Below are 10,638 nucleotides of genomic sequence, written 5' to 3'. Positions count from 1 at the left end.
CGCCTATCGCTTCAACCGCAGGTTCCAGCTCGATAGGCTTCCCATGCGCCTGCTTGTTGCCGCCATCGCCGTTGGGCCTCGCCCAGAGGTTTGGATCCCCTCGGCTGAAGCATCTTGCTAATCAGGAAGGGCTTTGTTATGGGCTTTGTCCTCCGCAGAAAGCGGTTTGCCTTTTTGTTTCTTGATGGGCAATACCGAATTTTGGTGGAGGCCGTGCATCCCTTGGTATCCCGAATCTGCCAACAGCAGGGCTTCGGGGTGCAGCAACAGGCGGCAACCCTTGAAGACCGAAAAATCATGTTGGCGGCCTTTGCCGACCACGACCGAAAGGATGGTGAGCGTCAACGCGCAAATGATGAGTTGCGCCTTAACCGTGTGGCGTTTTTTTCCGGAGTAGAAGTCTTTCTGGCCTTTTACGGGGCGTTCGATGGGCTGCTCCGACACGTCAATACCCTCTGGGGCATAAATGATCAGGATGGCCTCAGGCTCTTCCAACAGAGCCTTACGGTTGGGGAGCTTTTCACAATGGCCAACATCCTGGCCGTGCGCGAATACACCTTATGGCAATATGACTCGCTGATACCAAAAACCGCCCCCAAGTTTATAAGGGTCGGATAATGGCGGAGGTAGCAAGCGGTCTTCCGTGGTCAGTTTGGAGTCTTTCCGGCCCCGCCTTGTCAACGGGCTGAGGGCTTTTTGTTCGCCGATGTAAACGCACAGCTTGCTGTTGAGGTGTTGGAAATCTTCCTTTGACAGCCCGACAAGGTGCTTGTATTCTTCGGGGTTGTCGGTGGGTAACTGGGCATACGGTTTCATGGCTTTTTGGCGGGTCAGGATAAGGCTTGGTATTTTAACCTGTCAACGTTTATATAGTCAGCAACATTTAGGAAAGATGTCTATTTGCTAAGCAAAGCTTCCAACTGAATTTTTTCATCGTCACTTAAGTTGACTTTATATTTGATGGTGGGCATAGTTGAATACTGGCTGAGAAAACCTACACTTCTACCATGCATCAAAGTTATACGCCATTATTGCGTTTCAAGTTGACTGACTACTAGCTAATTCCTAAGGCCGGACTGCCGCCCTGGCTTGGCGCATCACTTGTTTCAAATCCCGCACCGTTTGCGCCAATCCCGAAAATACTGCCTGGGCGATAATCGAATGGCCGATATTCAGCTCGACAATTTGCGGTATCGCACAAATCGCCTCGACATTATGAAAATGCAGGCCATGCCCGGCATTCACCTGTAGCCCCGCACTATGCGCATACTGCGCCGCCGCTTGGATACGCGCTAACTCACTGGCTTGTAATGGCGCGGTGGCGGCATCGGCATAGCGGCCTGTGTGCAGTTCAATCACGGGTGCGCCCGCCGCCACAGCGGCATCAATCTGGGCAAAATCGGGGTCGATAAACAGCGACACCTCGATACCCGCCGCCGCCAAATCGCCGCAAGCCCGCTGCATAGCCGCCAAATTGCCTGCTACGTCCAAACCGCCTTCGGTGGTCAGTTCGGTGCGTTTTTCCGGCACTAGGCAACAGGCATGAGGTTTTACTTGTAGGGCGATGGCGAGCATCTGCGCCGTCACCGCCATTTCCAAATTCAGGCGGCTATGCAGCCGCTCTTGTAACAGAAAAATATCCCTGTCTTGGATATGGCGGCGGTCTTCGCGCAAATGCGCGGTAATGCCGTCCGCCCCCGCCTGCTCGGCCACTAAAGCGGCTTGGACAGGGTCGGGGTAGCGGGTATCCCGCGCTTGCCGTAAGGTGGCGACGTGGTCGATGTTAACGCCTAATAAAATGGCTGGTGTGTTCATGGGCAGATAATAAAAAATAAAGGATGATAGCGATTTTATCGCTTAAACAGGCGGTGGCTCAACAGTTGCGGTTTGATCCGCCAACCACGCCCACGCCCCTAAGCCCGCTTGGCGGCCTGTGGCAAAACAGGCGCTCAGTAAATATCCCCCGGTCGGTGCTTCCCAGTCGAGCATTTCCCCGGCACAAAACACGCCCGGCAGGGATTTTAGCATCAGGTCTTCGTTAAGCCCCGCAAAGTCCACGCCGCCCGCCGTGCTGATGGCTTCCGCCAAAGGCCGCGCCGCCAATAACGTTAAGGGCAAGGCTTTAATGGCTTGGGCTAAGCGCTGGGCATCATGAATATCAGCGGCTGGCACTAATTCCCGCACCAATCCCGCTTTGACCCCATCCAGCCCCAGTTTACGCAATACATTCGCCAACGAGGTTTTTCCGCGCGGCTGAGCCAAACGCTGGTGCAGCCACGCCACCTCCTTATCGGGCAGTAAATCCAAATACACCACCGCTTGCCCAGTTTGGGTAATGCAGGTGCGTATTGCGGCGGAGAGGCTATAAATGAGCCCGCCTTCAATACCCGTCTCGGTAATGACACATTCCCCCTGTTGCTTAAGCGTCTGCCCGTGGCCGTCGCTCAAGCGCATAGTAAGTGTCTTTAAGGGTTGCCCGGCATAACGGCTTTTAAAATGGTCGCTCCAAGCGGCGGTAAAGCCGCAATTGGCGGGTTGCAACAACTGCACGGCGATACCTTGAGCCCGGAACGGCTCTTGCCATTGTCCGGTAGAACCCAACTGTGGCCAACTGCCGCCGCCCAAGGCAAAAATCACCGCCTCGGCATGGATAACTTGCCCACCTTGCGGGGATTGAAACACCAAGCTTTGGCCGGGCGTTTGCCACCCCGTCCATAACCAGCGGGTATGGAACACCACCCCCGCCTCGCGTAAGCGCCGTAACCATGAGCGCAACAAAGGTGCGGCTTTCATATCGGTGGGAAACACCCGCCCGGACGAGCCGACAAAGGTCTCTATGCCCAACTCGCTTAACCAAGCCCGCAACGCCGTCGGCGGAAACGCCTCCAGTAACGGCGCGACCTCGGCCTGATGTTCGCCATAACGGGACACAAAGGCCGGAAAGGGTTCGGCATGGGTGATATTCATCCCGCCTTTCCCCGCCATTAAAAACTTCCGCCCCACCGAAGGCATACTGTCGTACACGTCTACTCGGACAGGATAACGGCTCAAAAATTCCGCCGCCATTAAGCCAGCCGGGCCACCGCCGATAATGGCGATGCGGGGTAGCGTAGAGGATGGGGTAATTGGAGGTACTGGAAGGGAGGTCACGATTGTCTTATGGCTATTGGGCAGCGGGGGGATTATTCAATTGGAATGCAAAGGTCTTTAGCCTTTGCTAAGGCCTTGTAAAATGGCTAAAAACCATAAACGCCAAACGCTTTAATCCAAGCAGATTATGGTCTTGTGTATTATTATCTAAAACAGCCCCTAAAGCACGCTTTAAACCGCCTCCCCCGCAACCCGCAAACCCGCGTAATCCAGCATGGCCTCTGCCAGCTTGTCTATCGGCAAGTCTTGTTGGCGCGGCGCGGCGGTATTTTCCGTGTGCCAGAGAAAATAGTCCGTCCGGCCATCGGGTTCGCCGAAGCGTTGGTAGACGCTGGCCATGATAGGCACATGGTCACCATACCAGCATAACAAGCCGGGGCGGGGGTTGGCCGCCAGACTGTCTTTAAGCTGTTTTATCATCAGATCGGCATTGTGTAAATGATACAGGTATACGCTCAGGTCATTACAGCCCGTTTCCGGTGCGGTGTCATAATACGCGGCGGCATCAGCGGGCGGTTGTTCAAGGTGCAGCGGGCCGTGGTTTTCCATGGTGATGACAAAAATAAACAGCGGCTGTTCGGCGGTGCTTAACAGGGTTTGGATGGTGTCGGCAACGGCCAGGTCACCCGTAAATTGGCCGCATTTTTGCGCTTCGCTAAAGCTGGCCAAGTCGATGAACTCATCAAAGCCCAAACGTGGGAACACTTGGTCGCGCTGGTAAAAGCTGGCATGGTAGGGGTGTATGCACAGCGTCCTATACCCGGCTTGTTTAAGGTAAGCGACGACGTTGGGGAGGCTGTAGTCCACCAGCAGACGGTAGGGGTTAAACTGATGTATGCCCCATTGCGCCGGGGTCAGTCCGGTAAAAAAACCGCTTTCGGTGCGTACGGTATTGGCTCCCCAAGCGGGTACTTGTAAGCGCCCGTATTGGCAAGCACTGGCTTGGCTGGCATCAAAATGCGCCAGTACCGAACGTTTAATGGTCGCCGATAGGCCGCGCGGGTCAAAAAACGACTCGCTTTGCACGGTGACGATATGCGCCAAACGCTCAGGCGCGATAGGCGGTGGCTGCCGGAACGGGCTGGCTTGGCAATCTAGCTCGCGGTTTAGGTGTTCCATGCGCCCATAGCCGTAAAAAAACGCCCATTGCCCTAAGGCGGTCAAATCCTCGGCGGGTTGGTAACTTAAGGCTGGCAAACGCGGACCAACCCAGCGCAACAGTTGCAGACTGGCTAAGCCCAGCACCGCCACCAAACCAAGAAAGCCCCACAGAGGCAATGCGTCCAGCAAAGATGGTTCCAGCACCAGGCCGATGGCGAAAGCCCCGCTAAAGCCTAAGGTTGCCGCCACGGTGCGGGCGATACCAAAAAACGGCAGATAGAGCCGGGGATGCTTGATGGCATCGGTGAAGTATTCAAAATCTTGGCAGATAAACGGCTCGCGCAGGCTGGCGAATTTGGCGTGGTTAACCAAAACTAACAGCAATTGGAACGCCAACAAATTAACAACGGCAAACCAAGGCCGTTGCAAGATCAATAGCAGCACCGCAAACCCTAAGCCCCATAAACCGCTATGAATGAGAGCGCTGACGAAAGGGCGTTTCCAGACCGGGCGCGGCTTTGGGGTTAGGGTTTGTTCCAGCAGAAAAGACACAGCCAATCCTACCAGTAACGGCGACAAAACAAGGGAGATTATCATGAGTTGCTTGACCTGAATGGCGAAAAAAACGCAAGGGCAGAAGTTGTTGTCAGCTATTTTAACGGTGGAGCCGTAAAAATAGCCAGTTTGCTGGGAAATTGTTGTGAATGCCGGACCCAAACGGGGAAAGTGAGGTTATAGGCATTAGGCGGATAGCTTAACTCTTAATGCAAATGAACGGCGCTTTTTGATGGGTAAGCCTGTAGGCATAAACAGCAGAGGCGGGATAAAATTGTCATTAGCCTGACTTTTTACACTACAATCGCTGATTTTACTTAACAATACCTTATGCCTATCCCTTATTGGCGGCTGTCCAGTTTTTACTGGTTTTATTTCGCCGCGCTCGGTGCGTTTATCCCTTACTGGGGCTTGTACCTTAAAAATGCCGGTTTTGATACCGTCCAAATTGGTCAGCTTTCAGCGTTGCTAGTTGGCTGCAAGATTATCGCCCCCAATAGCTTAGGCTGGATTGCCGACCATACCGGCAAAAGCCTGCCGATTATCCGCCTCGCGTCGTTTCTCGCTACGCTAGGGTTTTGTGGATTTTTATATGCGCACAGCTATAACGAGTATGTATGGGTGACGCTGGCGTTCAGTTTTTTCTGGAGTGCTGCCCTGCCGCAGTTTGAGGCGGCGACGCTAGCGCATTTAAAGGCCGAAGCGTTACGCTATAGCCAAATCCGTTTATGGGGTTCGGTGGGCTTTATTGTTGCGGTGTTAGGCGTTGGCAGACTGCTCGATTGGCAGCCTTTAACCATATTGCCGGGCATTATTATCGCCCTGTTGCTGGGTATCGGCTTGGCGGCTTTAAGCGTACCCGAAGCGCGGGCCAATGGCCAAGACCATCAACCCCATAAGCTTTGGCATATTGTCAAAAGGCCGGAAGTCATGGCGTTTTTTGCGGTCTGTACCTTATTGCAAATCGCCCATTCGCCGTATTATGTGTTCTATTCGATAGTCCTGAAACAGCACCATTATTCGGTGACGCTCATCGGCGGGCTATGGGCTTTAGGGGTTGTTGCCGAAATCGTTTTGTTTATTTTTATGCGCCGCCTATTGGCGCGGGTGTCTTTACGCGCTTTGTTGCTCACCAGCATTTGCGCGGGCGTAGTGCGTTGGCTGTTAATCGCCTATCTGGCCGACTCCACCGCGTGGCTGGTGGCCGCGCAATTGCTCCACGCCATGACCTTCGGCGGGGCGCATATCGCCTCGATACATCTGGTGCACCGCTATTTTGGTAGCCAACACCAAGGCAAAGGCCAAGCTCTGTATAATAGCTTTAGTGCCGGCTTGGGCGGCATGGTCGGCAGCTATGCCAGCGGCTATTATTTTGACCTTATCGGTGCGACGGGCATTTATACCGCCTCGGCCTTGTGTTGTGCGCTGGCCTTACTGCTGACCTATAGTTGGATAGGCCGGGAAAGCGGCAATTAAGCGCAACTGGACCTGCGCGAAAAACCCTTAAGCTTAAGCGATCGGCACCATGCAAAGCCGTCTTATTAGGCTATAATATTTAATGGCTTGCCCAGATAATTATCCGGGCGGGACTTTAACTCCCACCTCATTTAGGACCTCCTGTGTTTGATATCATTAAAAGCGGTGGCTGGTTGATGCTGCCGCTCATATTATGTTCCATTATCGCCACGGCGATTATTGTCGAACGCTTTTGGACATTACAAAAAAGCAAAGTGTTGCCGCAAGATTTGGTGACCCAAGTGTGGCGGTTGGCACGCGATAAAAAGCTCGACGACACCATTTTGCGGCGCTTAAAAAACAGCTCTTCCTTAGGCTTTATCCTCTCGGCTGGCTTAGCCAATAGCCAGTATGGCCGCGATGTGATGAAAGAGTCCATCGAAGAAGCGGGGCGGCAAGTGGTGCATGAGCTGGAACGCTTTTTAAACGCCCTTGGCACCATCGCCTCGATAACCCCGCTGTTGGGGTTGTTGGGTACAGTAGTAGGGATGATCCAAGCTTTTAATGCCATTGTCGACCAAGGTGTCGGCGACCCGGCGGTATTGGCGGGCGGCATCTCCGTCGCTTTAATCACCACTGCCGCCGGGCTGACGGTCGCTATCCCCAGCCTGATTTTCCACCGTTATTTTGAACGCTTGGTGGATGAATATGTGGTGTATATGGAAGCCGAGGCCTTAAAGCTGATTGATATTTTGCATGGCGACCGTGAGGCGATAGAATGAAATTCCACCGTAAACGGCGGGTTACGCCAGAAATCTCCATGACTTCCATGGTCGATGTGGTCTTGCTGTTGCTGTTCTTTTTTATGGTCAGCACCACGTTTAACAAACAAACTCAAGTCAAAGTCAAACTGCCCGAAGCCGACGGCGAAAAGACCGAGGCAGAATTGGAGACCATCCGCCTGACTATTGATGCCAATGGCGTGTATTATTTGGAAGATGGCGACGGGGTCAGCCATGAACTGCTGAACCAAAAAGTCGAGACCTTGGTGCAAGCCTTGCGCAAACGCCATACGCCAGGGGCTGCCGTGCCGTTTGTCATTAACGCCGACGGCAAAACTCCGCATCAGGCCGTGATTACCGCCCTAGAAGCCGCCAATGCCGTGGGCTTTAACCAGATCAGTTTTGCCACCGAAGCCAAGCCTGCCGAATGAAAAAAGCCCTGATCCGCGCTATCGAAAATATCTGGTACAAAGACCTGATTATCGGCACTTGGTTGATGCCCTTAGGGTTCTTGTTCAGCGACATCGTGCGTTTGCGCACTTGGCTGTACCGTAGCGGCCTCAAGAAAGTCCACACCTTACCCGTACCCGTTATTATTGTCGGTAATATCACCGTCGGCGGCACGGGCAAAACGCCGCTGGCGATTTATTTGGCCGAGCAACTCCGCGCGGCGGGCTTCCGGCCCGGCATCATCAGCCGGGGCTATCGCGGCCAAGCCCAAGCCCCGCAATTCGTCCGGCCTGATAGCCCGGTCGCCGAAGTCGGTGACGAAGCGGTGCTGATGGCGCAACGTGCGGCCTGTCCGGTGGTGGTGTCGCCGCAACGGGTCGCCGCTGCCCAGTACCTGCTGGCGCACAGTGATTGTAATGTCATTATCTCTGATGACGGCTTGCAACATTACGCCCTAGGGCGCACTATTGAGATTGCAGTGGTCGATGGCGAGCGGCGTTTCGGCAATGGTTATTGCCTGCCCGCCGGCCCCTTGCGTGAGCCGATCAACCGCTTACAAAGCGTCGATTTTGTCGTCGTTAACGGCGACAAAGCCGAACCCAACGAATTTGCCATGCAGCTTAAGGGCGACAGCGCCGTTAATCTCGTCACGGGCGAACAGCGGCCCTTAAGCGCGTTTTCCGGCAGCCCCTGCCACGCCTTAGCGGCTATCGGCAACCCCGAACGGTTTTTTAAGCAATTGGCAAGTGCCGGATTAGTGTGCAAAAACCACCGTTTCCCCGACCATTATGCCTACCAAGCCGACGATATTCGCTACGCCGATGCCTATCCGGTGTTAATGACCGAAAAAGACGCGGTAAAATGTACCGCAATTGCCACTTCACAGCATTGGTTTGTTCCCGTCCAGGCCGAGCCTGAGGCGGAGTTTGCCTTGCAACTTTTATCCCTACTCCAGAGCCAACGCCATGATAGATAAAAAATTACTCGATATTCTTGCTTGCCCGATCTGCAAAAGCACCTTACGCTATCAAAAAGACCAGCAAGAATTGATTTGCCGCGCCGACCGCTTGGCCTTCCCTATCCGCGACGATATTCCGGTCATGCTGGAAGACGAAGCCCGCACCTTAAGCTTTGAAGAAACCGAAGCCTTATACCAATGAACCAACCCTTTAAAGTCGTTATCCCCGCCCGTTACGCCTCCACCCGTTTGCCGGGCAAACCCCTATTGGACATTGCCGGACAACCGATGATTGCCCATGTCTGCGCCCGTGCCAGCGAGGCGGGGGCGGAGCAAGTGGTGATCGCCACCGACGATGTGCGCATTTTGCAGACCGTGCAAGATTTGGGCTTTACCGCCGTGATGACCCGCCCCGATCACCAAAGTGGTACCGAGCGCATTGCCGAAGTCGCCGAAAGCTTTGGTTGGGCGCAAGACACCATCATTGTTAACCTGCAAGGTGATGAGCCACTGATTCCGGCTGCCTATATCCGCGATGTCGCCGCCGCTTTGGCCGGACAACAACACGCGGGTATCGCCACCTTAGCCGCCGAGATTTTTGATCCCGAAGAAATTTTCAACCCCAATGCCGTTAAAGTGGTGCTGAGCAAGCAAGGTTACGCCCTGTATTTCAGCCGCGCCCCCATCCCTTGGGAACGCGCCGCCTTCAGCCACGACGGCGGCATACCCTCAGGCGCAATGCCGTACCTGCGCCACATCGGCATGTACGCCTATCGGGTCAGCTTTTTGCGCCGCTACTGCCACTGGCCCGCCTCGGTCTTGGAAAGCGTCGAGTCTTTGGAGCAACTGCGGATATTATGGCAAGGCGAAGCCGTGCGGGTGCAAGTGGTAGCGGAAACCCCGCCAGCGGGGGTGGATACGCCGGAAGATTTGCTGAGGGTGGCGGCGATTTTGCAGGCACGCGCTGGTGGGTGACGGATGGTGAGTAAGCAACGCGCTAAACATAATGGTATTGTTTAAGGCCAGTAGCAAAACAAGCCCCCCCGATTTAGGCTAAGCCTGTAGAGACGTTGCACCGCAACGTCTTGAAGCCTATAAACACAGCGCCAGCTAAAACTTATATAGGGCCGTCACTCATTGAGCGGCACAGAGTGGAGTGCAATGGTCTTTCGATGGCCTAACCGGGTGTGCCAACATTTAGCCTGTCGCTTGCTTAACGCCGGACTCTATATCAATCCAAAGATGGCTTACCCAGCTTGTGAAATCATCCGGTTACGCATGTCCGCAGTTATATTCATCAGAATAATCAGGTGGAATGTAAGATGGTTAATGACCCAATTGTTGAGGAAGTCCGGCGCTATAGAAAAGAACACGCTGCACACTATGATAATGATCTAAGCCGAATTGTGGAAGCAATGCGGCAAAAAGAACGCGAATCAAAGCACATTAAATTAAATCCTGGGCCTAAATTGCTCTTGAAGGCAACAACAGATAGAGCTTGAGTAAACCCTCTCCTTCAATATCAATACTCCCTTAGTTCTAAAGCCGGGGTGGGTGACAACGTTTCCGCTTCTGCCCTGTAAAAGTTGCAGATTATGTGACTTCACCGCCGCGACCTTGATCTCCTCCCCTCTGCTAAATGCGGTAAAAATTACTCAATTTCAGCCGCTCCCTTCCTTCGCGTATGCCGCTTGCCAAAATGTGGGATAAGCCTAATCCATATAAGCCAGTTTTCTTGGGTGTAGCAATACTTAACGTGGAATTTTCCTGACATGATTTGGTCTTTTAGGTTGTATTGCAACTAAATTAACTAACAGGGATTGCATAAGTTATAAGATGTGCTAAATTCTGTCAAACCCATAAAAGAAAAGAAATCTTACATATTTAAATCCTATATTTTTTAGATCATAAGTAACATCATATTGAAAGGTAGGTATTATGTTTCTCGTCAAATTCAGTTGCCAAGCATTTTATGATTATAAGTAAATTTATTGCAAAAATGTATGCGAAATGTCGGTTAAAAAACAGTGACTACTCTGATACTGCAATATTTTGCATCAATTAGGTTGTCTAAATTGTATTACTCGATCATCAAGTTTTTCATAAAACCCGCCCTAAATAGGGCGGGGCATTGGTTAAAAAATAAAAGCTTGTAGGGTAAGACGGCTCCCTCCCCTGATGGGGAGG

At 52.9% G+C, this 10,638-nt stretch carries 13 protein-coding genes and 1 pseudogene; 8 read left to right on the top strand and 6 right to left on the bottom strand.

Features of this window, described 5'->3' with window-relative positions; all coding sequences use genetic code 11:
• Positions 1-121: pseudogene (locus AADEFJLK_RS25715) on the top strand (IS1595 family transposase); the annotation flags it as partial.
• Here AADEFJLK_RS25715 and AADEFJLK_RS25710 read toward each other — a convergent pair.
• From AADEFJLK_RS25710 to AADEFJLK_RS20780, 6 genes are all read right to left on the bottom strand, one after another.
• Positions 118-495 carry a transposase family protein gene (locus AADEFJLK_RS25710; protein WP_249028104.1) on the bottom strand — a complete coding sequence of 126 codons (378 nt, stop codon included), beginning with the start codon at positions 493-495 and terminating at the stop codon, positions 118-120. The pseudogene AADEFJLK_RS25715 and the gene AADEFJLK_RS25710 sit on opposite strands and share 4 nt — an antisense overlap.
• The gene (locus AADEFJLK_RS25705; RefSeq protein ID WP_249028103.1) at positions 471-599 is read right to left on the bottom strand and encodes a hypothetical protein; all 129 of its coding nucleotides are present in this window, start codon (positions 597-599) and stop codon (positions 471-473) included. Before AADEFJLK_RS25705 ends, AADEFJLK_RS25710 begins: the two co-directional genes overlap by 25 nt.
• Entirely contained in the window at positions 559-816 is a 258-nt protein-coding gene (locus tag AADEFJLK_RS25700; protein ID WP_249028105.1) for a hypothetical protein, read from the bottom strand. Before AADEFJLK_RS25700 ends, AADEFJLK_RS25705 begins: the two co-directional genes overlap by 41 nt.
• A 249-nt stretch (positions 817-1,065) precedes the next feature.
• Positions 1,066-1,815: a pyridoxine 5'-phosphate synthase gene (pdxJ, locus tag AADEFJLK_RS20790; RefSeq protein ID WP_103975613.1), complete on the bottom strand. Its 750-nt coding sequence runs from the start codon at positions 1,813-1,815 to the stop codon at positions 1,066-1,068.
• A 42-nt stretch (positions 1,816-1,857) separates the two neighbouring features.
• Entirely contained in the window at positions 1,858-3,150 is a 1,293-nt protein-coding gene (locus tag AADEFJLK_RS20785) for a TIGR03862 family flavoprotein (protein WP_282957374.1), read from the bottom strand.
• A gap of 171 nt (positions 3,151-3,321) precedes the next feature.
• Complete coding sequence (locus AADEFJLK_RS20780) at positions 3,322-4,848, bottom strand: LTA synthase family protein (protein ID WP_103975612.1); 1,527 nt, start codon at positions 4,846-4,848, stop codon at positions 3,322-3,324.
• Positions 4,849-5,136: 288 nt separating this feature from the next.
• Between AADEFJLK_RS20780 and AADEFJLK_RS20775 the strand changes: the two genes are divergently transcribed.
• The 7 genes from AADEFJLK_RS20775 to AADEFJLK_RS25280 all read left to right on the top strand — a co-directional run bounded on the left by AADEFJLK_RS20775 (position 5,137) and on the right by AADEFJLK_RS25280 (position 9,953).
• Positions 5,137-6,282, top strand: coding sequence for an MFS transporter (locus AADEFJLK_RS20775; RefSeq protein ID WP_103975611.1), 1,146 nt, complete (start codon positions 5,137-5,139; stop codon positions 6,280-6,282).
• Positions 6,283-6,425: 143 nt separating this feature from the next.
• Entirely contained in the window at positions 6,426-7,043 is a 618-nt protein-coding gene (locus AADEFJLK_RS20770; protein WP_088618335.1) for a MotA/TolQ/ExbB proton channel family protein, read from the top strand.
• The gene (locus AADEFJLK_RS20765; RefSeq protein WP_103975610.1) at positions 7,040-7,474 is read left to right on the top strand and encodes an ExbD/TolR family protein; all 435 of its coding nucleotides are present in this window, start codon (positions 7,040-7,042) and stop codon (positions 7,472-7,474) included. The genes AADEFJLK_RS20770 and AADEFJLK_RS20765 overlap by 4 nt, the downstream gene beginning before the upstream one ends.
• Positions 7,471-8,469 (top strand): tetraacyldisaccharide 4'-kinase, encoded by a 999-nt coding sequence (gene lpxK, locus AADEFJLK_RS20760; protein ID WP_103975609.1) that lies wholly within the window; start codon positions 7,471-7,473, stop codon positions 8,467-8,469. The genes AADEFJLK_RS20765 and lpxK overlap by 4 nt, the downstream gene beginning before the upstream one ends.
• A complete protein-coding gene (locus tag AADEFJLK_RS20755) occupies positions 8,459-8,653 on the top strand; it encodes a Trm112 family protein (RefSeq protein ID WP_251827595.1) in 195 nt (64 codons plus the stop codon). Before lpxK ends, AADEFJLK_RS20755 begins: the two co-directional genes overlap by 11 nt.
• Positions 8,650-9,426, top strand: a complete 777-nt coding sequence (gene kdsB / locus AADEFJLK_RS20750; protein WP_103975608.1) for a 3-deoxy-manno-octulosonate cytidylyltransferase — start codon at positions 8,650-8,652, stop codon at positions 9,424-9,426. The genes AADEFJLK_RS20755 and kdsB overlap by 4 nt, the downstream gene beginning before the upstream one ends.
• A 347-nt stretch (positions 9,427-9,773) precedes the next feature.
• A complete protein-coding gene (locus AADEFJLK_RS25280; protein ID WP_103975607.1) occupies positions 9,774-9,953 on the top strand; it encodes a hypothetical protein in 180 nt (59 codons plus the stop codon).
• The last annotated feature ends 685 nt before the right edge of the window (positions 9,954-10,638 follow it).

It is taken from the genome of Methylovulum psychrotolerans, assembly GCF_002923755.1.
In the GTDB taxonomy this organism is placed as follows: Bacteria; Pseudomonadota; Gammaproteobacteria; order Methylococcales; family Methylomonadaceae; genus Methylovulum; species Methylovulum psychrotolerans.
This window is presented reverse-complemented; position numbering and strand designations above follow the sequence as displayed.

Coding starts and splice junctions, on each gene's coding strand:
- AADEFJLK_RS25700 (WP_249028105.1), bottom strand. CDS start 816: ATGAAACCGTATGCCCAGTTACCCACCGACAACCCCGAAGAATACAAG.
- pdxJ (WP_103975613.1), bottom strand. CDS start 1,815: ATGAACACACCAGCCATTTTATTAGGCGTTAACATCGACCACGTCGCC.
- AADEFJLK_RS20780 (WP_103975612.1), bottom strand. CDS start 4,848: ATGATAATCTCCCTTGTTTTGTCGCCGTTACTGGTAGGATTGGCTGTG.
- AADEFJLK_RS20775 (WP_103975611.1), top strand. CDS start 5,137: ATGCCTATCCCTTATTGGCGGCTGTCCAGTTTTTACTGGTTTTATTTC.
- AADEFJLK_RS20765 (WP_103975610.1), top strand. CDS start 7,040: ATGAAATTCCACCGTAAACGGCGGGTTACGCCAGAAATCTCCATGACT.
- lpxK (WP_103975609.1), top strand. CDS start 7,471: ATGAAAAAAGCCCTGATCCGCGCTATCGAAAATATCTGGTACAAAGAC.
- AADEFJLK_RS20755 (WP_251827595.1), top strand. CDS start 8,459: ATGATAGATAAAAAATTACTCGATATTCTTGCTTGCCCGATCTGCAAA.
- kdsB (WP_103975608.1), top strand. CDS start 8,650: ATGAACCAACCCTTTAAAGTCGTTATCCCCGCCCGTTACGCCTCCACC.
- AADEFJLK_RS25280 (WP_103975607.1), top strand. CDS start 9,774: ATGGTTAATGACCCAATTGTTGAGGAAGTCCGGCGCTATAGAAAAGAA.